Source organism: Caballeronia sp. SBC1, assembly GCF_011493005.1.
In the GTDB taxonomy this organism is placed as follows: Bacteria; Pseudomonadota; Gammaproteobacteria; order Burkholderiales; family Burkholderiaceae; genus Caballeronia.
In genome coordinates, this window is record NZ_CP049156.1 from 1,468,296 (window position 1) to 1,491,035 (window position 22,740).

The following is a 22,740-nucleotide window of genomic DNA, read 5'->3' on the forward strand; positions in this document are numbered from 1 at the left end:
CAGTTTCCTTCTAACTTTCCATCCTGTCTCGCCGCATGTCTGCCAAACCGAAAGCTGCTGCCAAAGCTGATTCGTCCGTCTCCACTCTGTCCGGTGCGCCCATCGCCAGTGCCGAGCGGCCGGCTGAGCGCGCCGCGTGGTTGCGCACGGAACTTGAGCGCGCCAACTACGCGTATTACGTTCTCGATCAGCCGGATCTGCCCGACGCAGAATACGATCTCCTGTTCAAGGAACTGCAGCAAATCGAGGCAAATCAGCCGGAATTGATCACGCCCGATTCCCCCACGCAACGCGTCGGCGGTCAGGTCGCAACGGGTTTTCAGCCGGTCACGCATGACGTGCCCATGCTTTCGCTGAACAACGGTTTCGCTGACGAAGACATTATCGCGTTCGACAAACGGGTCGCCGATATGCTCGGTCACACGCCCGTCGAATACGCGTGCGAGCTGAAATTCGACGGCTTGGCCATTTCCTTGCGCTATGACAACGGCATCTTCGTTCAGGCGGCCACGCGCGGTGACGGTGCGACGGGCGAAGAGGTCACCGAAAACGTCCGCACCATCCGCTCGATCCCCCTGAAACTCAAGGGCAAGAATATTCCGAAGCGGCTCGATGTGCGCGGCGAAGTGCTCATGTTCAAGCGCGATTTTGAGAAGGTCAACGCGCGGCAACGCGAGGCCGAACAGCGCGAGTTTGCGAATCCGCGTAATGCGGCGGCTGGTGGTTTGCGGCAACTCGATCCCAAGATGACCGCGCAGCGCCAGTTGTCGTTTTTCGCTTATGGAATTGGCGTGCTGGAAGGTGCGGAGATGCCGGTTTCGCACTCGGCGCTGCTCGACTGGTACAAGGAAATGGGCCTGCCGGTCAACGCGGAGCGCGGAGTGGTGCAGGGCGCTGAAGGCCTGCTCGAGTTCTTCCGCAAGACGGGCGAGAAACGCGATGGTTTGCCGTATGACATCGACGGCGTGGTCTACAAGGTCAACCAGCGCGACGAGCAGGACAAGCTGGGTTTCGTTTCGCGTGCACCGCGCTTTGCGCTCGCGCACAAATTTCCCGCGCAGGAAGCGCTCACGCAGTTGCTGGCTATCGACGTTCAAGTCGGCCGTACGGGCGCCATCACACCGGTCGCGCGTCTCACGCCTGTGTTCGTCGGGGGCGCGACGGTAACGAATGCCACGTTGCATAACGAAGACGAGGTTCGGCGCAAAGACATACGTATTGGCGATACGGTGATTGTGCGGCGTGCCGGCGATGTTATCCCCGAAGTGGTTGGCGCGATCCTCGACCGGCGTCCGGACGATGCCCGCGAGTTCGTGATGCCGACCGAGTGCCCGGTATGCGGATCGAAGATCGAAAGGCTCCCTGACGAAGCCATCGCGCGTTGCACGGGCGGCCTGATCTGTCCCGCTCAACGCAAGCAGGCGTTGTGGCATTTCGCGCAGCGGCGCGCGCTGGATATCGACGGGCTGGGTGAGAAAATCATCGACCAACTGGTCGAGCAGAACATCGTGCGTACGCCAGCGGACCTGTTCAATCTTGGCGTGGCGACGCTTGCCGCTTTGGACCGTTTCGCCGATAAATCCGCCCAGAATCTGTACGATTCTCTCGAAAAGGCGAAGCAAACCACGTTGCCGCGTTTTCTGTACGCGCTCGGTATTCGTCACGTTGGAGAATCGACGGCGAAGGACCTCGCCAAGCATTTCGGCTCGCTCGATCCGATCATGGCGGCGAGCGTCGAGGAATTGCTGGAAGTGAACGATGTTGGCCCGGTCGTGGCCGAGTCGCTGCACAATTTTTTCAGCGAAGCGCATAACCAGATGGTGATCGAGCAGCTGCGCGCGCCGGGCAAGGTAACCTGGCCCGAAGGCCCGCCCGCGCCGAAAGCGCCGCAGGGCGTGCTCGCTGGGAAGACGGTCGTGCTCACCGGCACGCTGCCTAATCTGTCCCGCGAAGACGCGAAGGAGATGCTGGAGGCGGCGGGCGCGAAAGTGGCGGGATCGGTGTCGAAGAAGACGGATTACGTGGTGGCGGGAGCGGAGGCGGGCAGCAAGCTTGTGAAGGCTGAGGAACTCGGCGTCCCGGTGCTCGACGAAGATGGTATGCGCAAGCTTTTGGAGGGAGAAACCCCATGATTCGCGAAATCCTCAAGATGGGCGATCCGCGTTTGTTGCGTATTGCCGAGTCGGTTGATCACTTCGATACCCCCGAGCTGCACGCTCTGGTTGAAGACATGTTCGACACCATGCGCCATGCAAACGGTGCAGGCTTGGCCGCACCGCAGATTGGCGTGGATTTGCAAGTTGTGATCTTCGGTTTCGCGCAGAACGAGCGTTATCCGGAGGCTCAACCAGTGCCGGAAACGGTGCTTATCAACCCGATCATTACGCCCGTCTCGCATGACATGGAGGAAGGCTGGGAAGGGTGTTTGTCAGTGCCGGGCCTGCGCGGGGCCGTGCAACGGTATTCCATGATCCGCTATCAGGGGTTCGATCAGTACGGCTCGCCTATCGAACGGCTGGCCGAAGGCTTTCACGCGCGCGTCGTGCAGCACGAATGCGATCATTTGATCGGCAAGCTTTACCCCATGCGCGTCACGGACTTCTCGAAGTTTGGCTTTACTGAGGTCCTGTTTCCAGGACTCGACCCGAAAAGCGATGATTGACCGGTAGAGGGGCGGTTTGACAGGGTCAGCCGCTGGACGAAATAAGGGCCGCGATGAATCGCGGCCCCTTTTGTTTGGTGAAGTGGCTTGGCGCGACGCAGTTTTTGTCGCGGGGCATGATTGCATGATTAACTGGCGCCCACTCAGCCGTGCCGCACGGGATCCGACCGTTTCGTCGGGTCATTTATGCATCAAGGAATCAAAAACCGCCGAAGCCAGGCGGCTTCATCCTCAAGCGAAACTTTTCTTGGTTCCCGACGCCATTTCCGGCTGGCGAAACAATGCAATGTGCTCCGGATTCGCCGATGCCTGCAGGCGTCCGTCCGGCAATCGCGCGATGACAACTTCACCCACACCCGGGCTCGTCACGACGACTTCGTCGCGCACGGCGAGCAGCGCATCGAGTCGGCGTCGGCCGCTGACGATTTCGAGGCCGGTTTTGGTTTCGCGAACAATGATCTCAACGGACATGGCAATTCTCCAGTAGCTCAACGCCCAAGCACACGCGACTCGAAGCGGTAAATTGCGCGTGTATCTGACTAACGGTCATGTGTCATATTTTCTTTAGCCAAAAAGTTGGCCAAAAAAAATCGATGCGATCGGCGGGTGCCGATCGCATCGATTGGTAATAATTTCCTCGTTTTCCGCGACGGCTGGAAGCGCGCGGAAAACGCGGCGAAGCTGTTTTTTTAGAACGCTTCGTCCGCGCCCAGATAACGCCATTGGCCCGGTGGCAAGGCGCCCAGCGTCACGCGGCCCATCCGGATCCGCTTCAGGCCGACCACTTCCAGCCCAACCAGCTCGCACATCCGGCGAATCTGGCGCTTTTTGCCTTCACGCAACACAAAGCGCAACTGTTCGCCATTTTGCCAACTGACTTGCGCTGTTTTGAGCGGCACGTCGTCGAGCGAGAGTCCGTGGCGCAGCAACGCCAGGCTTTCCGGCGGGAAGTGCGGTTCGATATCAACTTCATGCTCGCCGAATTTCACGCGCACGAGATATTCCTTATCGACGTCCGAATGGCCGCCGATCAGTTGTTTCGCCACGCGGCCATCTTGGGTCAGGACGAGCAGGCCGGTCGAATCGATGTCCAGACGGCCTGCCGGTGCGAGCGTGCGCAGATGCAGCGGCGTGAAGCGGATGCCGGACTGGTCGTCGGCCCAATGGTTGGACGGATTGACCAGCGTGACAGCCGGCTGATAACCGTCTTCCGCCTGACCCGATACGTAGCCAACCGGCTTGTGGATCAGGATGGTGACCTGCTGCATCTGGGCCGCGTGCGCGGCGGGTGCAATTTCAACGTTCTGGTCGGGACGAATCTTGGTGCCGAGCGTATCGATGACTTCTCCGTCAACCAGCACCCAGCCCTTTTCGATCCATTCATCGGCTTCGCGGCGCGAGCACAGGCCGAGCTCCGACATCACCTTCGACAAGCGCACGAGCCCGTCTTCATTTTCGCGTGCGATGCGAGCGGGTGAGGGCGGGGCATCGGCGTCGCGTGGTTTTGACGGCTTCGATACCGGCTTGCGGACGGCGGGTTTGCGCTCGTCGCCGAAGCGCTCGGATGTGTCGCGTTTGGCGTAAGGGGTGTCGCCTGTGGGTCGTTGACGGTCGGTGGGAGCCGGACGCGGGCTGCCATCGTGCGCGTGGTTGCGCTCGCGCGGGGTGAATGGGCGGCGTTCACCATCGCCAGAAGGACGGTCGCCACGCGGAGCGCCACGGTCGCCAAAGGAAGGGCGGGGGCCGCGATCGCTGCTTGGACCACGCGGCGCATCGCCGCGCGGGGTGAATGGGCGACGTTCACCCTCGCCAGAAGGACGATCACCGCGCGGAGCGCCGCGGTCACCAAAGGAAGGCCGGGGTCCACGATCGCTGCTTGGACCACGCGGCGCATCGCCGCGCGGGGTGAATGGGCGACGTTCGCCATCGCCGGAAGGGCGATCACCGCGCGGAGCGCCACGGTCGCCGAACGAAGGCCGGGGTCCACGATCGCTGCTCGGACCACGCGGAGCATCGCCACGCGGCGCGTACGGACGGTCACCGCGCGGAGCGCCGCGGTCACCGAACGAAGGCCGGGGCCCACGATCACTGCTCGGGCTCCGAGGAGCATCGCCACGGGGCGCGTACGGACGACGTTCGCCATCACCAGAAGGACGATCACCGCGCGGAGCGCCACGATCTCCGAAGGAAGGACGCGGGCCACGATCGCTGCTTGGACCACGCGGCGCATCGCCACGCGGCACAAACGGGCGACGTTCACCATCGCCGGAAGGCCTATCACCGCGCGGAGCGCCACGATCACCAAACGAAGGCCGAGGCCCACGATCACCACTCGGACCACGCGGCGCATCGCCACGCGGCACAAACGGACGACGTTCACCATCACCAGAAGGCCGATCACCGCGCGGAGCGCCACGATCACCAAACGAAGGCCGAGGCCCACGATCACCACTCGGACCCCGCGGAGCATCACCACGCGGAGTGAACGGACGACGTTCGCCATCGCCAGAAGGCCGATCACCACGCGGAGCGCCACGATCGCCAAACGAAGGCCGCGCGCCGCGATCACCCGCACCACGCGAGTCGTCGCTACGGGCCTTGAAAGGTTTCCGCTCACCGGAACCCGACGGCCGTGCGCCACCTGCCGGTTTATCGCTACGCACTGGCCGATCGCCGCTCGCCATGTCGGCGCGTGCGGGTTTTTTCCGTCCGGCAGCGCTGCCGGTACGGACGGGGGAACGTGCCGGCGATGCCGGGCGCGGGTGCTTCGCTGTCAGTTTGACGCGCATATATTCTCAGGCTGCGATCGCGCGCAGCAGTTCAGTTTCGACCTGGATCTGTGTCCGGTTGTCGGATAGGGTTTTGCCGTCGAGCAGGAACACGTCTTCCACGCGTTCGCCAAGCGTATTGATCCGCGCCGCATGGACGCCGATCCGGTGCTGGGCCAGAACCCGCGCGATCGAATAAAGGAGGCCCTGCCGGTCGTTAGCCGATACGGACAGGATGTAATACTGACCACGTTCGTCGGGACGTAAGTCCACGCGTGGCGTGATCGGAAAAGTGCGCACAAGCCGTGAAACACGTCCCTTCGACGGTTCCGGCAAAATGCCCTCGGCAGTCAGTAGCATACTCAGCTGCTGTTCGACGAGATTCGCAATGTCGCGATAATGCCCGTCATGGTCCGGATGTGCGACCAGAAAATTGTCTAGTGCGTAGCCGTGGCGGGTCGTCGTAATGCGCGAATCGAGCACGGACAGGCCGTTTTTATCGAAGTACGCGCAAATCCCGGCGAACAGGTCCGGGCGGTCCTGCACATACACCAACACCTGCAGCGCGGCGCCAATGGGCGACGGCCGCGCCCGCACGATCGGCTTTTCGCTCTCCACGTGTTTGTAAAGCACGCGCGTCTGCCAAGCGATATCGGCGGCATCGTGGCGCAGGAAATAGCCGACATCGAGCTTGTCCCACAACACTTTTTCCGCGTTTTCGGGCACGGTTTCAAGGCGCAACAATGCGAGCGCGTCTTCCTGGCGCGACTTCAGTTCCGAGTGCGCGTGCAGTTCGGCGCCGCCGAGTACGGCGCGCGTGGCGCGGTACAAATCCTCGAGCAGCTTGCCTTTCCATGCGTTCCAGACCTTGGGGCTGGTGCCGCGAATATCGGCGACGGTCAGCAGATACAGCGCCGTCAACCGGCGCTCGGTCTTGACCATCGATGCAAATTGCTTGATGACTTCCGGATCGCTCGTGTCCTGCTTTTGCGCGACCTGGCTCATGGTCAGATGCTGTTCCACAAGCCACACCACCAGGTCGCTGTCGTCCGCGCCAACATCGTGTTCACGGCAAAAACGACGTGCATCCACCATGCCGAGCACCGAGTGGTCGCCGCCGCGGCCCTTGGCGATATCGTGAAAAAGCGCCGCGATATACAGCACCCACGGGCGCTCGAAATTACCCATCAACTGGCTGCAGAACGGATATTCATGCGCATGTTCGGCCATCGCAAAACGGCGGATATTGCGCAACACCATCAGGATGTGCTGATCGACGGTATAGACGTGATACAGGTCATGCTGCATCTGACCGACAATGCGCCGGAAGTTGAGCAGGTAACGCCCCAGCACGCTTGTCTGGTTCATCAGCCGCAGCGCATGCGTGATGCCTTCGGGCTGCTTCAGGATATCCATGAACAAGCGCCGGTTCTCGGCGTCCCGCCGCCAGTCGCGGCCCATCAGGTCGCGGGCGTTATAGATTGCCCGTAGCGTCCGGGCGGATAAACCCTTCACGCCGCGCGTCTGTTCGTACAGCAGGAACGCTTCGAGAATGGCGTTGGGTTCACGTTCGAAAACGTCATCGCTGGCGATTTCCAGCATGCCCTGCTTCTCGACGAAACGCTCGTTGAGCACGCGCGTGATGCCGCTCGTCGATGGAAACAGTTGCGCTTCCACGTTCTGGATCAGGATGGTGGCAAGCTGCGTGACGGCTTTGGCGGCCCAGTAATAGCGGCGCATGAGCTGTTCGCTCGCGCGCTTGGACGAAGTTGCTTTGTAGCCGAGGCTTTCGGCCAGCGCCGTCTGCAAGTCGAAGACGAGGATGTCCTGGCGCCGCCGGGCGATCACATGCAGTCGCGCTCGCAGGGTCTTCAAAAAACCTTCATTGCGGCGCAGTTCGCTGGCTTCACGCTCGGTGATGAGGTCGCGCGAATCCAGTTCGCGCCAGCTACTGCCGAAACCGGCCGCGCGCGAGATCCACAAAATAAGCTGCAAGTCGCGCAGGCCGCCGGGACTTTCCTTGATATTCGGCTCAAGACTATACGGCGTGTCCTGATACTTGGCGTGCCGCTGACGCATCTCCAGGACTTTCGCCTGGAAGAAAGCACGCGGATCGAGCGTCAGCCTATACCGCTCCTCGAACGTCTCGAACAGTGTTTCGTTGCCTACTATGCGCCGCGCTTCCAGCAGCGAGGTCTGGATGGTGATGTCGTTGTTCGCTTCATCTATGCATTGCGTCACCGAGCGCACGCTGCTGCCGATCTCAAGACCCAGATCCCACGCCATGCCGATCAGCCGCTCGATACGCGCGGCCAGTGACGCTGTGTGATCGGGCGTCTCGTCATCGGGCAGGAGAACCAGGATATCGACGTCAGAATAGGGCGCAAGTTCGCCGCGCCCGTAACCGCCGACCGCAATCAGCGCCGCCGATTTCGGCATCGCGCACGCTTCCCAGGCACCTCGGAGCGCTTCGTCGGTGGCGCGCGCGAGGGCGTGCATCAGGCCATCGACGTTGGTCGCGCTCTGGAAGCGCTCGAGCAAGGCGGCCTTGGCCGTCTTGTAAGAGGCTTTCAACAAATCAGCGTGGGTTGGGGCGTCGGCAGGTACGCTCATGGGTAGGCGGGTCGTCAAGTCAGTGGGTGAAAATTGATCGTAGCGAACAGATGGTTCGCCGGTTTTTAATCAGGTCACGACGACGCGGTCATTGCGTGCCCCGGCATGGGCTGCATGCGGCGTCCAAAACCGGTGTTGTCTGACCACCTTGGCGCGAGCTTGAGTTGTCGATGATCGGAGAGGTGAGAGCCGTAGGCGCTCTATGCCAACCCATATCACTCTATACAGCAAGCTTAAGCTGTCTTTAAACCGGGCGAAATAACTGGCTTGATCGGCACGACTCAAGATCCGGCGCGACTCAGCCACAATTCATGGCGCGGCAAGCACCTGATAGGTGGAACACAAGTCACAGAGCGAGATTCGACCCGCTCGGTAATTGCCTAATATCAGCGATACTGGCCCGCAATATCGACCGAAACCCGATGCGTGCACGACCCTGCGAGAGCCTGCAGTATCAAAACCCCGGGCACGCCAGCGGCAGAACCACGTGCTCCGAGTTCTCGGTCAAGTCGCTTCAAGCCGCCGCGGCGATCAATTCTGAAGGCGCTTGCGTACCCGCCGACACGGTCAGCACTTCATAGCCCGTCGGCGTAACCAGCACCGTATGTTCCCATTGCGCGGACAGGCTGCGGTCGCGCGTTTTGACAGTCCATTGGTCGGGCATGGTGCGAATATCGCGGCGGCCAGCGTTAATCATGGGTTCGACGGTAAAGATCATGCCCGCCTGCAACTCGACGCCCGTGCCGGGGCGGCCGTAGTGCAGCACTTGCGGATCTTCGTGAAAAACTTGGCCCACGCCGTGGCCGCAGTATTCACGCACTACGCTGTAGCCCTGCGCTTCAGCATATTTCTGGATGGCATGCCCGATATCGCCCAGATGCGCGCCGGGCTTGATCTGGTCAATTCCGAGCCACATGCAGTCGAACGTGGTTTGCACCAGGCGTTTCGCGAGGATCGATCCTTCGCCGACCAGGAACATCCGGCTGGTATCGCCGAAATAGCCTTCCTTGATCACGGTGATGTCAATATTCAGCGCGTCGCCGTTTTTCAGCGCCTTGTCGCCGGGAATGCCGTGGCAAATTACGTCGTTCACAGAGATACAGGTCGCTTTCGGATACGGCGGGTAGCCGGGCGGCTGGTAATTCAACGGCGCGGGTACCGTGCCTTGTTCCTTCACCATGTACTCGTGGCAGAGGCGATCGAGTTCGCCCGTCGTCACGCCTGCGACAATATGCGGCGTGATGAAGTCGAGCACTTCGCTGGCGAGTCGGCAGGCAACGCGCATTTGCGCGATATCGTGGTCGTTTTTCAGCGTAATGGACATGACTTGTATCGAGAATGCGTGTAAGCGGCTTTTAGCGCGAATCGGCCATTATCGCACCTTACAGGGCTCACCGCACCCGAGTGCGGACTCGCGGCTGTTTTAGAGCAGTCAGCACACGAGTTTACCGATCGTAGCGGCAGTCGAGGTCGCACCCGCGACGCACAACAGGGCGGTTGGGGGGAAGCCGCTTCGGGCGCTTTTCAGAGTGATGAGGCGTCTTGAGTCATGCCATTTGAGCGTGATATACTCGCTGGCTAAGTCTGCATCTGCTTTGTAATCGTCTTCTCAATGCAACATTCCTGAAAAACAACGTTTTCCCGGAATGCTCGTGGAGAGGAGGTGCGGAGAAGATTGGACTTGAATCGCAAGCCGGCGCACCCAGGGTGTCCGGCGCCCCGGATCCAGGAAACTCGATCAAGAAACACGGGACGCCCGATGCGGCAGCCGGCTTAAGACCTAACCCTCGCGGAGAACTCTCATGGCAGTAACAATGCGTGAAATGCTGGAAGCTGGTGTCCACTTTGGTCACCAAACGCGCTTCTGGAACCCGAAAATGGCTCCGTTCATTTTCGGTCATCGCAACAAGATTCACATTATCAACCTCGAAAAAACGCTGCCGATGTACAACGACGCGCTGAAGTACGTGCGTCAACTGGCAGCAAATCGCGGCACGATTTTGTTCGTTGGCACGAAGCGCCAATCGCGTGACACGGTGGCAGAAGAAGCGCAGCGCGCTGGAATGCCTTTCGTGAACGCACGCTGGCTCGGCGGCATGCTGACCAACTTCAAGACGCTGAAAGTATCGATCAAGCGCCTGAAGGACATGGAAGCAGCGCTGGAAGCCGGTGAAACGGAGCGCATGAGCAAGAAGGAAGCGCTCCTGTTCGAACGCGAAATGGCCAAGCTGGTGAAGTCGATTGGCGGCGTGAAGGACATGGGCGGCATTCCGGACGCAATTTTCGTGGTTGACGTGGGTTACCACAAGATTGCCGTGACCGAAGCCAAGAAGCTTGGCATTCCGGTTATCGCGGTGGTTGATACGAACCACTCCCCGGAAGGCATCGACTACGTGATCCCGGGTAACGACGACGCCAGCAAGGCTGTCATGTTGTACACGAAGGGCGTGGCCGACGCGATCCTGGAAGGCCGTTCGAGCGCGGTGAACGAAGTAGTGCAGGCCGTTCGCAGTGGTGATGGCGACGACTTCGTGGAAGTCAACGCAGAAGCGTAAGTCTCTGCATAAGACGCCGATGTGATGTGTCCGGCAAAAAAGGGGGCTTTGCGAAAGGCCCCCTTTTTTTAGCCAGCCGCAACGGCGACGTAAAGTAACAACGGCACTATTCGTGGGCAGCAAAGCGCGAAACAGCCGTGATGTATCTGTGAAGCAGGCAGTACCCCCATTCTGGCCGCGGGCATTTCTCGCCGGCGGCGCGTGTCAATAGTGCGATACGTGTGAAAGCACGGCACAGACTCAAGGAGCAAATGATGGCGGCAATTACCGCAAGCATGGTGGCAGAACTGCGCGCAAAGACCGACGCGCCCATGATGGAATGCAAGAAGGCGCTGACGGAAGCTGAAGGCGACATGGAGCGCGCTGAAGAGCTGCTGCGCGTGAAGCTGGGCAACAAGGCAAGCAAGGCGGCATCGCGCGTGACGGCTGAAGGCATTGTGACGTCGCATATCGCTGACGGCGTGGGCGTTCTGGTCGAATTGAACTGCGAAACCGACTTCGTTGCGAAGAACGACGACTTCCTGGCGTTCGGCAAGGCTGTGGCTGAACTCATCGCGAAGAATCACCCGGCTGACGTGGCTGCTCTGTCGGCCCTGCCGCTGGAAAGCTCGACGGTCGACGCAGTGCGTCTCGCGCTGATCGGCAAGATTGGCGAAAACGTCTCGGTACGCCGTTTCGTGCGTTTTGAATCCGCCAACAAGCTGGCTTCGTACCTTCACGGTACGCGCATCGGCGTGCTGGTTGAGTTCACGGGCGCGGACGAGCAGGTCGGCAAGGACGTTGCCATGCACGTCGCGGCAATGAAGCCGGTCTCGCTGTCGTCGGACGACGTTCCGGCAGAACTGATCGCGAAGGAACGCAGCATCGCCGAGCAAAAGGCCGCGGAATCGGGCAAGCCGGCTGAGATCGTCGCCAAGATGGTCGACGGCAGCGTCCAGAAGTACCTGAAGGAAGTGTCGCTGCTGAACCAGACATTCGTTAAGAACGACAAGCAGACGATCGAACAGATGTTGAAGGCGGCAGGCGCGTCGGTGCAGAAGTTCGCGCTGTTTGTGGTCGGTGAAGGCATCGAAAAGCGTACGGACGACTTCGCTGCCGAAGTGGCCGCGCAAGTTGCCGCCGCCAAGCAAGGCTAAAGCGTCAGACGGCGGTCAGGGCTGCGCCAACATGACTTGGTGACGCGGCCGCGCGCAAGCAGTGCGACACAGCATCAGCCGGCCCGTTCAACCGAGCCGCTCAATGCAGACGCACTGGCCGCCGAGTCAAAAATGCAGTGAAAGCAGCTAAATGCGAGTCCGGACGTTCCCGAATGCGGAGCATCCGTCTCGCGCCCTCATGGCGGTCAAAACCGCGCCGGACGGGCAAAACGGGGTTAATTCAGGTAAACCCCCCGTATTAATCCGTTACGCCGCCGCGGCTTGTCCAATATGGGATGCTTGCCGGAAATATCGTTTCACCCCTACAGTTCTACGTTGTTGCACTCCCTCTCGGCGCGATCGGAACCCTCATATGCCCACAGCCTACAAACGCGTACTCCTCAAACTCTCCGGCGAAGCACTAATGGGCGACGATGCCTTTGGCATCAATCGCGCGACAATCGAAAGGATGGTGGCAGACGTCGCGGAAGTGGTGCGCATGGGCACGCAACTCGCGGTCGTCATCGGCGGCGGTAATATTTTTCGCGGCGTGGCGGGCGGTGCGGCCGGCATGGACCGTGCGACGGCTGACTACATGGGCATGCTCGCGACCATGATGAACGCGCTCGCATTGCAGGACGCCATGCGTCACGCCGGTATCGAGGCGCGCGTGCAATCCGCGCTGCGCATGGACCAGGTGGTCGAGCCGTACATCCGCCCGCGCGCCATCCGTCAACTCGAAGAAGGCAAAGTGGTCATTTTCGCGGCGGGTACGGGCAACCCGTTTTTCACCACCGACACAGCCGCTGCGCTGCGCGGTTCGGAAATTGGTGCGGAAGTCGTATTGAAAGCGACCAAGGTGGACGGTGTATATTCCGCCGATCCCAAGAAGGATCCGAGCGCCACGCGCTACAGCACGATCAGTTTCGACGAAGCGATCGGCAAGAATCTGCAGGTGATGGACGCGACGGCGTTTGCGCTGTGCCGCGACCAGAAACTGCCTATTCGCGTGTTTGCGATCAATAAGCCGGGCGCGCTCAAGCGCATCATTCAGGGCGACGACGAAGGTACGCTCGTCCACGTGTAAACTCTCGCGGTGACAAAGGGCGAGGGCGGGCAGGATCCCACGGGAGCCGCGCCGCCATCGCCGGCACTGCACGTAATAAAGTACGGAGGCTCAAATGAGTGTGGCTGACATTAAGAAGAGCGTCGATCAGAAGATGCAGAAGTCGATCGAAGCGTTCAAGAACGATCTTGCCAAGATCCGCACGGGCCGCGCCCATACCGGATTGCTGGACCATATCCAGGTGGATTACTACGGCTCGAGCGTGCCCATTTCGCAAGTAGCGAACATGACGCTGATCGACGCCCGTACGATCGGCGTGCAGGCGTGGGAAAAGAAGATGGTGCCGGTGGTGGAAAAGGCGATCCGTGACTCGGATCTGGGCCTTAACCCGTCGAACCAAGGCGACCAGATTCGCGTGCCAATGCCCGCGCTGACTGAAGAGCGCCGCCGCGAACTGACGAAGGTCGTGAAGAGCGAAGGCGAAAACGCCAAGATCGCTATCCGCAACCTGCGTCGCGACGCTAACGAGCAACTGAAGAAGCTCGTGAAGGACAAGGAAATTTCCGAGGACGACGAACGTCGCGCGAGCGATGACGTCCAGAAGCTCACCGACAAAAACGTCGCTGATATCGACAAGCTGGTGGTGTCGAAAGAAGCCGAAATCATGACGGTTTGAGGCCGTTTCCGGTCTCTTGCGTCGTGCCGGCGCGTCACTCTGTCGATACTAAGATTCAGCGGCCATGACCTATACCAGCTCTACCGTTCGCGTACCCGATGTCGCGGCTGTCCCGCGTCATATCGCGATCATCATGGACGGCAACGGCCGTTGGGCGACCCAGCGGCGCTTGCCGCGCGTGGCCGGCCATACGCGCGGCGTCGACGCCGTGCGTGCAACGGTCGAAAGCTGCGCGCGCCAGGGCGTCGAATTCGTGACGCTGTTCGCCTTCAGTTCTGAAAACTGGCGTCGTCCGAACGACGAAGTCTCGTTCCTCATGCGTCTGTTCGTCACGGCGCTGGAGCGCGAAGTCGGCAAGCTGCACGCCAACGGCATCCGTTTGCGCGTGGTCGGCGACACCGCCATGTTCGACGACCGTATCCGTGCGCTGATCCAGCGCGCCGAAACCAAGACCGCGCGCAATACGCGCCTGACGCTGACCATCGCGGCGAACTACGGCGGCCGCTGGGACGTCATGCAGGCGGCGAAAAAGCTGGCGGAGCAGTCGGTTCAGGAAGGTCGCGTCGTTCCAGTCGACGAAGCGGCGTTCGAACAGCACTTGGCCATGGCCTATGCGCCGGAGCCTGACCTGTTCATCCGGACGGGCGGGGAGCAGCGCATCAGCAATTTCCTGCTGTGGCAGATGGCGTACACCGAACTCTATTTCACCGATACCTACTGGCCCGATTTCGACGCCGAAGCACTGGCTCGCGCGATCGAATCTTATGCTGAGCGCGAACGCCGGTTCGGGCGGACCAGCGCGCAACTCGAACCGCAATCGCAGAAGGCCGACACCCTTTCATGCTAAAGACCCGTGTCATCACGGCAATCGTCCTGCTGGCAGTGCTTCTGCCAATCACGTTGTTCGCGCCGATAGGCGTTTTCGGGGCATTGATCGCCGTTGTGGTCATCTTCGCTGCCTGGGAGTGGGGGCGGCTGCTGAAGCTCACTGGCGGGTCGCCGGTGGTGTACGCGGTGGTTGCCGGCATGGCCCTGATCGCCAGCACGCGGCTCGGGCTGGGTTACAAACCGCTATATCAGATGGCGGCCATATTCTGGGTATTGGCAGGGCCGTTCGCGCTCGCGCGCAAGCCCGCTCTTGCCGACGGCGCATGGCGCATATTTCTGCTGTTTGCGGGCATTGTGACGTTCGTAGCCTGCTGGCACGCGCTGGTCGCGGCCCGTACGGTCGGGGTGGCGTTTGTGCTATCGCTTCTCCTAGTCGTATGGCTGGCCGACATTGGCGCATACTTCGCGGGAAAAGCGTTCGGTCGTCATAAACTTGCACCATCCATCAGCCCCGGCAAAACCCGCGAAGGCGCGTTGGGCGGCTGGCTGGCGGTGATGATCGTAGGCTCGGCGGCCGCGGCCACGCTGGTTTTTGCGCCGACCCTGTTTTCGGCGCTGGTCGCGCATCTCGGCTGGGCGGGCGCGCTCATCTCCTTGACGGTGCTGACCGTATTCAGCGTAATTGGCGACCTGTTCGAGTCTCTGCTGAAACGCCAGGCTGGCGTCAAGGATTCGAGCGGATTGCTGCCCGGGCACGGTGGCGTCCTTGATCGGATTGACGCATTGTTGCCTGTATTGCCGATCGCACTCCTGTTGCTCGGTCCTGTTGCCCAGTCAATCGGCTAATCGGCTAAAGAAGGATTTATGCAAAAACGTCTGACTCTGCTCGGCTCCACGGGCTCGATCGGCGAAAGCACGCTCGACGTCGTAGCGCGGCACCCGGACCGCTTCCAGGTCTACGCGCTGACCGCGCATCGCAACGGCGACAAGCTCGTCGACCAATGTGTGCGGTTCCAGCCGGAAGTGGCGGTGGTCGGTGACGCCGATACCGCCGCGAAGGTCGCCGCCGCGCTGCGCGCTCAAGGCTGCAAAACCGAGGTGAGCTACGGCCCGCAGGCGCTCGTGGACGTTTCGGAAAGCGCAAGCTGCGACACGGTGGTGGCCGCTATTGTTGGTGCTGCGGGCCTGGCGCCCACGCTGGCTGCCGCGCGTGCGGGCAAACGCATCCTGCTGGCCAACAAGGAAGCATTGGTCATGTCGGGCAAGATTTTCATGGACGCGGTGCACGACAACGGCGCAGTGCTGCTGCCGGTCGATAGTGAGCACAACGCGGTGTTCCAGTGCATGCCGCGTGAAGTGGCGTTGCATGGCGGGGTATCGAAGATCATCCTGACGGCATCGGGCGGCCCGTTCCGCACCCGCGAGCCGTCTACGCTGCGCCACGTCACACCGGACGAAGCCTGCAAGCATCCGAACTGGGCGATGGGCCGCAAGATTTCCGTCGATTCCGCCACGATGATGAACAAAGGCCTCGAAGTGATCGAGGCGCATTGGCTCTTCAACGTGCCGGGTTCGCGCATTGAAGTGCTGATCCACCCGCAAAGCGTGATTCATTCGCTCGTTTCATACGCGGACGGTTCCGTGCTGGCACAACTCGGCAACCCCGACATGCGCACACCAATCGCCTATGCACTGGCGTTCCCGGAGCGCGTGGATTCTGGCGTTGCGCAACTTGATCTCGCACAAATTGCTTCGCTCACCTTCGAGAAGCCCGACCTGAACCGTTTCCCCTGCCTCGCGCTCGCGCTGAAGGCGCTGGAAGCCGGCGGCACCGCGAGCGCGGCGCTCAACGCGGCCAACGAGATCGCGGTGGAGGCGTTTCTTGGTCGCCGTATCGGTTTCATGGCGATTGGGGAAGTGGTCGAGCGCGTGTTGAATGCGTTGCCGAACGGCAGTGCATCCACACTTGATGAAGTGCTTGCCGCCGATGCCGAAGCGCGTCGCCTGGCAAGCGAGTTCGCCACTTTGCTGACAGCCGACGCGCCGCACGCCGAACGCGTCCTGCACTGAGGTCGCCATGAACTTCCTGACTGAAATCGTTGCGTTCGTGGTGGCTATCGGCGTGCTGGTCGTCGTCCACGAGTTCGGCCATTACAGCGTCGCGCGGCTGTGCGGTGTGAAGGTCCTGCGATTTTCGGTCGGTTTCGGCAAGCCGCTCGTGAAATGGGTCAGCAAGAGCACCGGCACCGAATGGACAATCGCCGCGCTGCCGCTGGGCGGCTACGTGAAGATGCTCGACGAGCGGGAAGCGGAAGCGACCATTCCGGAAGCCGATTTGCCGCGCGCATTCAACCGTCAACCGGTGATCAAGCGGATCGCGATTGTTGCAGCGGGTCCGGTGGCGAACTTCATTCTCGCCATTTTGCTGTTCGCCGGCGTGTTCGCGGGCGGCGTCTCTGAGCCGGCCGCCATTCTCGCGGCGCCTGCGCCTGGCACCGTTGCGGCGAAGGCGGGCTTCGAGGGCGGCGAGACGATTGTTTCAATGCGCGATGTGCAGGGCAGTAGCGACGCGAGCGGCGAGACGCACAAGGTGCGCTCGTGGTCCGATCTGCGTTGGAAGCTGCTCGACGCGTCATTCGATCACCGCCGCGTGGTGCTGACGGCGAAGACAAACGAGGGCACGTTCGATTTCCCGGTGAACGTGGGCAAGATCGACGATCAGGACGTCGACCAGGACTTCATGGATAAACTCGGCTTCGAGCCGGGTGGCGGCACACTGACGGTGGCCGGTGTGGAAGCGGGCAGTGCGGCAGCGAAAGCGGGATTGCAGGCCGGTGACGTGCTACGCGCTATCGACGGCAAAAAGATCGATAACGCGATGGGTTTTATCGACTACGTGCAGCATCGTCCGGGTACGCCGGTCTCGCTGACGGTCGAGAGCAACGGCGTGCAGCGCGCGGTGCAGATCGTGCCGGAGCTCAAGCAGGACGCTTCCACGCATCGCGATGTCGGCCGGATCGGCGCGTCGCTCGCGACCCGGATCCCGGCAGTGGACGTGCGTTATGGTCCGGTCGAAAGCTTGCATCTGGGCGTGAAACGGACCTGGGACATCAGCATTTATTCGCTGCGCATGTTCGGGCGGATGATCACGGGCGAAGCGTCGCTGAAAAATCTTTCCGGGCCGGTGACGATCGCCGACTACGCCGGCAAGAGCGCGCGGCTTGGATTGTCGGCGTTTCTTTCGTTCCTCGCGCTCGTGAGTATCAGCCTCGGCGTCTTGAACTTGTTACCGATTCCGGTTCTTGACGGTGGGCATCTGTTATATTATTTGGTTGAAGCCGCAACCGGCAAGGCCGTGTCAGATCGCTGGCAGCTGGTTTTGCAGCGGGCGGGTCTTGTTTGCATCGTCGCCTTGTCGATGATCGCGCTCTTTAACGACCTTGCCCGCCTGATCCGCTTTTGATCCGGCTTCCGATTTACCTGATTCACCTTGATCCTTTTTCATCTTGTCGGGCGGCGCTTGAACGAACGCCGTCTGACTTGATGCAGCTATACACACTGGGGAAGCACGTTGTTCAAACCTCATCGCTTTGTTCCTAAGTCGGCTGTGGCCGCAGCATTGGCCGCAACCGGCATGGCGGCGCACGCGACAACGCCGTTTGTCGTGCAGGACATCCGGATTGACGGCCTCCAGCGCATTGAACCCGGGTCGGTTTTCGCCTACTTGCCTATCAAGCAGGGCGACACGTTCACCGACGACAAAGCCTCTGCCGCAATTCGCGCGCTTTATGCAACGGGCTTCTTCAGCGACGTCCAGATCGCCACACAGGGCAACGTGGTGGTGGTGCAGGTGCAGGAGCGTCCGGCCATTTCGCAAATCGACTTCTCCGGGATCCACGAGTTCGAAAAGGACAACCTGGCGAAGGCGCTGCGCGCGGTAGGCCTGTCGCAAGGTCGCTCGTACGACAAGGCGCTCGTCGACAAAGCCGAGCAGGAGCTCAAGCGTCAGTACCTGACGCGCGGGTTCTACGCGGCCGAAGTCACGACTACCGTCACGCCGGTCGACCGCAATCGCGTGCAGATCCTGTTCTCGGTCGCGGAAGGTCCGAGCGCGAAAATTCGCCAGATCAACTTCATCGGCAACAAGGCGATCAGCACGAGCACGCTGCGCGACGAGATGCAGTTGTCCACGCCGAACTGGTTCTCGTGGTATACGAAGAACGATCTGTACGCGAAGGACAAGCTGACGGGCGACCTTGAAAATGTACGCTCGTACTACCTGAATCGCGGTTATCTCGAGTTCAACATCGACTCGACGCAGGTGTCCATCTCGCCCGACAAGAAGGACATGTACCTGACGGTTGCGCTGCACGAAGGCGAGCCGTACAAGATCAGCGCAATCAAGCTCTCGGGCAATCTGCTCGACCGCCAGGCCGAGCTGACCAAGCTCATCAAGATCAAACCGGGTGACCGTTTCTCGGCTGAAAAGCTGCAGGCGACCACGAAGGCCATCGTCGACAAGCTCGGTGAATATGGCTACGCGTTCGCGCAGGTCAACGCACAGCCGCAGATCAATCAAGCCGATCACACCGTCGACCTCACGCTGAATGTGGATCCGAGCCGCCGCGTATATGTGCGGCGCGTGAACATCGTCGGCAATACGCGTACACGTGACGAAGTAGTGCGCCGCGAAATGCGCCAGCTCGAAAGCTCGTGGTTCGATTCGAGCCGGCTGGCGTTGTCGAAGGATCGCGTGAACCGTCTCGGTTACTTTACCGACGTCGACGTGACCACGGTTCCGGTCGAAGGCACGAACGACCAGGTGGACGTGGACGTAAAAGTCACGGAAAAGCCGACCGGCGCGATTACGCTCGGCGCGGGTTTTTCGTCAACGGACAAGGTGGTGCTGTCAGCAGGCGTGTCGCAGGACAACGTGTTCGGCTCGGGTACCAGCCTCTCGGTCAATATCAACACGGCCAAGACGTACCGGACGTTGACGGTGACGCAAGTCGATCCGTACTTCACCATCGACGGCATCAAGCGTATTACCGACCTGTACTACCGCACGTATCAGCCGCTGTATTACTCCACGGATTCCAGCTTCAAGATCGTTACCATCGGCGGCGACTTGAAGTTCGGTATTCCGTTCTCGGAGCAGGATACGGTGTACTTCGGCGCGGGCCTCGAGCAGAACACGCTCGATATCGATTCCGCTACGCCACAAAGCTATATCGACTACGTGAAGGAATTCGGCCGCGTAGTGAACAACGTGCCGGTGACGGTTGGCTGGTCGCGTGACAATCGTGACAGCGCATTGGTCCCGAGCCGTGGTTATTACACGCAGACGAACGCGGAATACGGCACGCCGGCGGGTAACACGACGTACGTCAAGGTTGATGCCCAGGCGCAGTATTACTACTCGTTCGCGCGTGGCTTCGTGCTCGGCCTGAACTTGCAGGGCGGCTACGGTAAGGGCCTGCAAGGCCAGACATACCCGATTTTCAAGAACTACTATGCCGGCGGTATCGGCTCGGTTCGCGGTTATGAACCGAGCTCGCTGGGTCCGCGTGACACGACCACGGGCGACCCGATCGGTGGTTCGCGCATGGCAGTGGGTAACATCGAGTTGACCTTCCCGTTGCCGGGTACAGGTTATGACCGCACGTTGCGCGTCTTCACCTTCCTCGACGGCGGTAACGTCTGGGGCGATCCGGGTCAGGGCGGCACCAGCACGGGCGCGAACGGCCTGCGGTATGGTTACGGTTTCGGTCTGGCGTGGATTTCGCCAATCGGCCCGCTCAAGTTGAGCTTGGGTTTCCCGGTGACGAAGCATGCCGGCGACCAGTATCAGAAGTTCCAGTTCCAGATCGGTACGGCGTTCTAAACCCCGATTGGAATGTGTTGGTGGCCCGGTTTTCCGCTCTTGTCGCGGAACCGGGACGCTTGGCGCAGTGGCTCAATTGACGCAGTGGCCGAATGTAGTGACCTGATTCAGTGACCTGACTGAGTAACATCGGTCAGTGGTGTAAATAAGTAACGTGAGGAAGACTTTGCGAACCGGTAAGCTTTCGAAACATGTAGCGTTGGCGCTTGTTATGTCGGTGACGCTCGGCCTGATGGGTGCCGCCAAGGCAGAGGCGCAGGAGACCCGGATTGCAGCCGTCAACTCCGATCGCATCTTGCGTGAGTCGGCAGCGGCCAAGGCAGCGCAGACGAAACTCGAACAAGAATTTTCGAAGCGCGACAAGGCCTTGCAGGATATGGCAGCGCGTCTGAAGACCATGTCGGACGCAATGGACAAGAACGGCGCCACCATGGCGCCTGCCGACCGCGCCGCCAAGCAACGCGATTTGTCGCAGCTCGACCAGGACTTCCAGCGCAAACAACGCGAATTTCGCGAAGACCTGAACCAGCGCCGTAACGAAGAACTTGCTGCCGTGCTGGATAAGGCTAACAAGGTCATCAAGCAGATTGCCGAGGCGCAGCATTACGACCTGATCGTGCAGGAAGCGGTGTACGTCAGTCCGCGCATCGATATCACCGATCAGGTGCTGAAGGCGCTGGCCGCGAATCAGGCGAGCCTGTCGGCCAATCCAGCTAGTAGTTCGAACTGATCGGGAGCGGTAGCGGATGGCATCAGACAGCGCGATCACACTGGGTGAACTGACACAGCGCTTCGGCGGAGACGTAGCAGGCGATATAACGCACCGCGTGGACGGCCTCGCGCCGCTCGACAAAGCCGGCCCCACGCAACTTGCCTTTCTCGCGAATCAGAAATATCTGTCTCAAGTGGAAAGCACGCGGGCCGGTGCGGTGTTGATATCGCCCGCGGACCTGGAAAAAGTGGCGACGCCGGAAGGCCGTAACTTTATCGTCACGGCGAATCCCTACGCTTATTTTGCGCGTGTGGCGCAGGTTTTCATCGACCTCGCGACGCCGCCGGTCGAACCCGGCGTTCACCCCACGGCGTTTATCCATCCCGGTGCGAAGGTGGCTGCAAGTGCCGTGATCGGGCCGCACGTGAGCGTGGAAGCGGGCGCCGAGATCGGCGAGCGCGTGAAGCTGGATGCGGGCGTGACGATCGGCCGGGGCGTAAAGCTGGCCGACGACGTCCATCTTTATCCCCACGTGACCGTCTATCATGGCTGTAAGCTTGGCGCGCGCGTGATCGTGCATGCAGGCGCGGTGATCGGTGCGGATGGCTTTGGTTTTGCGCCGGATTTTGTCGGCGACGGCGACGCGCGCACCGGCAGTTGGGTCAAGATTCCGCAAGTCGGAGCTGTGGTCGTGGCGCAGGACGTGGAGATTGGCGCGAACACCACCATCGACCGGGGCGCAATGGCCGACACGGTGATCGAGGAAGGCGTCAAGATCGATAATCTGGTCCAGATCGGGCATAACTGCCGGATCGGTGCCTACACGGTGATTGCTGGCTGCGCGGGCATTGCTGGCAGCACGAACATCGGGCGGCACTGCATGATCGGCGGCGCGGTGGGCATTGCGGGCCACGTGACGCTGGCGGATTACGTGATTGTCACGGCGCAGTCCGGCGTATCGAAGTCGCTGCTGAAGCCGGGCATGTACACCAGTGCATTTCCCGCCGTGAATCACGCCGACTGGAACAAGAGCGCTGCCATTGTGCGTAATCTGGACAAGTTGCGCGAACGCATCAAGACACTCGAAGCGGCCGTAGCCGCGGGCACTAACCCGGGTAACACCGCGGACAATATCCCGGACAGCACTTCAGGCAAGCACTAAGACGGTAAAAACCGGCATCCCACGCGAAGCCGCTCGTTGTTTGTTGCTTATTAGCGACTCACTAACGACTCACTAACGGGTCAACGAGCTAACGAGCGGTTTCGCAGTCAACACCCGCGCTGTGAAGCGCGCGAGCAGAACGACTATGAGCACCGAAAAAATCAATCTAGACATCCACAAGATTCTCACGTTGCTGCCGCATCGGTATCCGATCCTGCTCGTCGATCGTGTACTCGAACTCACGCCGCATCAGAGCATCAAAGCGCTGAAGAACGTGTCGATCAACGAGCCGTATTTCCAGGGTCATTTCCCGACACGGCCCGTGATGCCCGGCGTGCTGATTCTCGAAGCGCTTGCGCAAGCAGCCGCGCTGCTGACGTTTGCCGAGGAAAAGGAACCGCACGATCCGGAAACAACTCTGTATTACTTCGTAGGCATCGACAAGGCTCGCTTCAAGCGCGTGGTCGAACCCGGCGATCAGCTGATCCTGAACGTGAACTTCGAGCGCTACATGCGCGGCATCTGGAAGTTCAGCGCGCGCGCCGAAGTGGATGGCGTAGTGGCAGCCGAAGCCGAACTGATGTGCACCGTGAAAAACACGGCCGCCGACCCGAAGTGATGCAGTGACGGTCGCCGCGCGATAGCAGGCGCGGCAGATCAGGGCAGTGCAGGGCAAAC

The 22,740-nt window shown here is 60.7% G+C and carries 19 protein-coding genes; 14 read left to right on the forward strand and 5 right to left on the reverse strand.

The window, feature by feature from the left end; genetic code table 11:
• Nucleotides 1-35: 35 nt before the first annotated feature.
• Together ligA and def are read left to right on the forward strand one after the other, a co-directional pair.
• Complete coding sequence (ligA, locus tag SBC1_RS06410) at nucleotides 36-2,132, forward strand: NAD-dependent DNA ligase LigA (RefSeq protein ID WP_165088941.1); 2,097 nt, start codon at nucleotides 36-38, stop codon at nucleotides 2,130-2,132.
• Nucleotides 2,129-2,662 carry a peptide deformylase gene (def, locus tag SBC1_RS06415; protein WP_165088944.1) on the forward strand — a complete coding sequence of 178 codons (534 nt, stop codon included), beginning with the start codon at nucleotides 2,129-2,131 and terminating at the stop codon, nucleotides 2,660-2,662. Before ligA ends, def begins: the two co-directional genes overlap by 4 nt.
• A 231-nt stretch (nucleotides 2,663-2,893) precedes the next feature.
• Here the strand turns inward: def and SBC1_RS06420 are convergent, their stop codons facing one another.
• The 5 genes from SBC1_RS06420 to map form a co-directional block, all read right to left on the reverse strand.
• A complete protein-coding gene (locus SBC1_RS06420) occupies nucleotides 2,894-3,133 on the reverse strand; it encodes a hypothetical protein (RefSeq protein WP_165088948.1) in 240 nt (79 codons plus the stop codon).
• A 218-nt stretch (nucleotides 3,134-3,351) separates the two neighbouring features.
• Nucleotides 3,352-4,101 (reverse strand): pseudouridine synthase, encoded by a 750-nt coding sequence (locus tag SBC1_RS40490; RefSeq protein ID WP_331712703.1) that lies wholly within the window; start codon nucleotides 4,099-4,101, stop codon nucleotides 3,352-3,354.
• The gene (locus SBC1_RS40495; RefSeq protein ID WP_370469588.1) at nucleotides 4,083-5,240 is read right to left on the reverse strand and encodes a hypothetical protein; all 1,158 of its coding nucleotides are present in this window, start codon (nucleotides 5,238-5,240) and stop codon (nucleotides 4,083-4,085) included. The genes SBC1_RS40490 and SBC1_RS40495 overlap by 19 nt, the downstream gene beginning before the upstream one ends.
• Nucleotides 5,241-5,457: 217 nt before the next feature.
• Nucleotides 5,458-8,043 (reverse strand): [protein-PII] uridylyltransferase, encoded by a 2,586-nt coding sequence (locus tag SBC1_RS06430; RefSeq protein WP_165088955.1) that lies wholly within the window; start codon nucleotides 8,041-8,043, stop codon nucleotides 5,458-5,460.
• A 514-nt stretch (nucleotides 8,044-8,557) separates the two neighbouring features.
• Nucleotides 8,558-9,367, reverse strand: coding sequence for a type I methionyl aminopeptidase (map, locus tag SBC1_RS06435; RefSeq protein ID WP_165088959.1), 810 nt, complete (start codon nucleotides 9,365-9,367; stop codon nucleotides 8,558-8,560).
• A gap of 478 nt (nucleotides 9,368-9,845) precedes the next feature.
• Between map and rpsB the strand changes: the two genes are divergently transcribed.
• The 12 genes from rpsB (at nucleotide 9,846) to fabZ (ending at nucleotide 22,681) form a co-directional block, all read left to right on the forward strand.
• The gene (rpsB, locus tag SBC1_RS06440; RefSeq protein WP_031364008.1) at nucleotides 9,846-10,598 is read left to right on the forward strand and encodes a 30S ribosomal protein S2; all 753 of its coding nucleotides are present in this window, start codon (nucleotides 9,846-9,848) and stop codon (nucleotides 10,596-10,598) included.
• A gap of 254 nt (nucleotides 10,599-10,852) precedes the next feature.
• Nucleotides 10,853-11,734, forward strand: coding sequence for a translation elongation factor Ts (gene tsf, locus SBC1_RS06445; RefSeq protein ID WP_165093098.1), 882 nt, complete (start codon nucleotides 10,853-10,855; stop codon nucleotides 11,732-11,734).
• A gap of 373 nt (nucleotides 11,735-12,107) precedes the next feature.
• Nucleotides 12,108-12,821 (forward strand): UMP kinase, encoded by a 714-nt coding sequence (gene pyrH / locus SBC1_RS06450; RefSeq protein ID WP_165088963.1) that lies wholly within the window; start codon nucleotides 12,108-12,110, stop codon nucleotides 12,819-12,821.
• Nucleotides 12,822-12,915: 94 nt separating this feature from the next.
• Nucleotides 12,916-13,476: a ribosome recycling factor gene (gene frr, locus SBC1_RS06455; RefSeq protein WP_062090810.1), complete on the forward strand. Its 561-nt coding sequence runs from the start codon at nucleotides 12,916-12,918 to the stop codon at nucleotides 13,474-13,476.
• A 64-nt stretch (nucleotides 13,477-13,540) separates the two neighbouring features.
• Nucleotides 13,541-14,323, forward strand: coding sequence for a polyprenyl diphosphate synthase (gene uppS, locus SBC1_RS06460; RefSeq protein ID WP_165088968.1), 783 nt, complete (start codon nucleotides 13,541-13,543; stop codon nucleotides 14,321-14,323).
• Nucleotides 14,317-15,150 (forward strand): phosphatidate cytidylyltransferase, encoded by an 834-nt coding sequence (locus SBC1_RS06465; protein ID WP_165088973.1) that lies wholly within the window; start codon nucleotides 14,317-14,319, stop codon nucleotides 15,148-15,150. The genes uppS and SBC1_RS06465 overlap by 7 nt, the downstream gene beginning before the upstream one ends.
• Before the next feature lie 18 nt (nucleotides 15,151-15,168).
• The gene (locus tag SBC1_RS06470) at nucleotides 15,169-16,374 is read left to right on the forward strand and encodes a 1-deoxy-D-xylulose-5-phosphate reductoisomerase (RefSeq protein WP_165088977.1); all 1,206 of its coding nucleotides are present in this window, start codon (nucleotides 15,169-15,171) and stop codon (nucleotides 16,372-16,374) included.
• 7 nt (nucleotides 16,375-16,381) lie between these two features.
• On the forward strand, nucleotides 16,382-17,767 hold the full coding sequence (gene rseP, locus SBC1_RS06475) for an RIP metalloprotease RseP (RefSeq protein ID WP_165088981.1): 1,386 nt from the start codon (nucleotides 16,382-16,384) through the stop codon (nucleotides 17,765-17,767).
• A 108-nt stretch (nucleotides 17,768-17,875) separates the two neighbouring features.
• On the forward strand, nucleotides 17,876-20,188 hold the full coding sequence (gene bamA / locus SBC1_RS06480) for an outer membrane protein assembly factor BamA (protein ID WP_165088984.1): 2,313 nt from the start codon (nucleotides 17,876-17,878) through the stop codon (nucleotides 20,186-20,188).
• 211 nt (nucleotides 20,189-20,399) lie between these two features.
• Nucleotides 20,400-20,918, forward strand: coding sequence for an OmpH family outer membrane protein (locus SBC1_RS06485; RefSeq protein WP_158936777.1), 519 nt, complete (start codon nucleotides 20,400-20,402; stop codon nucleotides 20,916-20,918).
• A gap of 16 nt (nucleotides 20,919-20,934) precedes the next feature.
• Nucleotides 20,935-22,062 carry a UDP-3-O-(3-hydroxymyristoyl)glucosamine N-acyltransferase gene (gene lpxD / locus SBC1_RS06490; RefSeq protein WP_165088990.1) on the forward strand — a complete coding sequence of 376 codons (1,128 nt, stop codon included), beginning with the start codon at nucleotides 20,935-20,937 and terminating at the stop codon, nucleotides 22,060-22,062.
• A gap of 145 nt (nucleotides 22,063-22,207) precedes the next feature.
• Nucleotides 22,208-22,681, forward strand: a complete 474-nt coding sequence (fabZ, locus tag SBC1_RS06495) for a 3-hydroxyacyl-ACP dehydratase FabZ (RefSeq protein WP_165088995.1) — start codon at nucleotides 22,208-22,210, stop codon at nucleotides 22,679-22,681.
• The last annotated feature ends 59 nt before the right edge of the window (nucleotides 22,682-22,740 follow it).

Excerpts from the sequence above, each read along its gene's own strand:
- ligA (WP_165088941.1), top strand. The coding sequence starts at position 36 with ATGTCTGCCAAACCGAAAGCTGCTGCCAAAGCTGATTCGTCCGTCTCC.
- def (WP_165088944.1), top strand. The coding sequence starts at position 2,129 with ATGATTCGCGAAATCCTCAAGATGGGCGATCCGCGTTTGTTGCGTATT.
- SBC1_RS06420 (WP_165088948.1), bottom strand. The coding sequence starts at position 3,133 with ATGTCCGTTGAGATCATTGTTCGCGAAACCAAAACCGGCCTCGAAATC.
- SBC1_RS06430 (WP_165088955.1), bottom strand. The coding sequence starts at position 8,043 with ATGAGCGTACCTGCCGACGCCCCAACCCACGCTGATTTGTTGAAAGCC.
- map (WP_165088959.1), bottom strand. The coding sequence starts at position 9,367 with ATGTCCATTACGCTGAAAAACGACCACGATATCGCGCAAATGCGCGTT.
- rpsB (WP_031364008.1), top strand. The coding sequence starts at position 9,846 with ATGGCAGTAACAATGCGTGAAATGCTGGAAGCTGGTGTCCACTTTGGT.
- tsf (WP_165093098.1), top strand. The coding sequence starts at position 10,853 with ATGGCGGCAATTACCGCAAGCATGGTGGCAGAACTGCGCGCAAAGACC.
- pyrH (WP_165088963.1), top strand. The coding sequence starts at position 12,108 with ATGCCCACAGCCTACAAACGCGTACTCCTCAAACTCTCCGGCGAAGCA.
- frr (WP_062090810.1), top strand. The coding sequence starts at position 12,916 with ATGAGTGTGGCTGACATTAAGAAGAGCGTCGATCAGAAGATGCAGAAG.
- uppS (WP_165088968.1), top strand. The coding sequence starts at position 13,541 with ATGACCTATACCAGCTCTACCGTTCGCGTACCCGATGTCGCGGCTGTC.
- SBC1_RS06465 (WP_165088973.1), top strand. The coding sequence starts at position 14,317 with ATGCTAAAGACCCGTGTCATCACGGCAATCGTCCTGCTGGCAGTGCTT.
- SBC1_RS06470 (WP_165088977.1), top strand. The coding sequence starts at position 15,169 with ATGCAAAAACGTCTGACTCTGCTCGGCTCCACGGGCTCGATCGGCGAA.
- rseP (WP_165088981.1), top strand. The coding sequence starts at position 16,382 with ATGAACTTCCTGACTGAAATCGTTGCGTTCGTGGTGGCTATCGGCGTG.
- SBC1_RS06485 (WP_158936777.1), top strand. The coding sequence starts at position 20,400 with ATGTCGGTGACGCTCGGCCTGATGGGTGCCGCCAAGGCAGAGGCGCAG.
- lpxD (WP_165088990.1), top strand. The coding sequence starts at position 20,935 with ATGGCATCAGACAGCGCGATCACACTGGGTGAACTGACACAGCGCTTC.
- fabZ (WP_165088995.1), top strand. The coding sequence starts at position 22,208 with ATGAGCACCGAAAAAATCAATCTAGACATCCACAAGATTCTCACGTTG.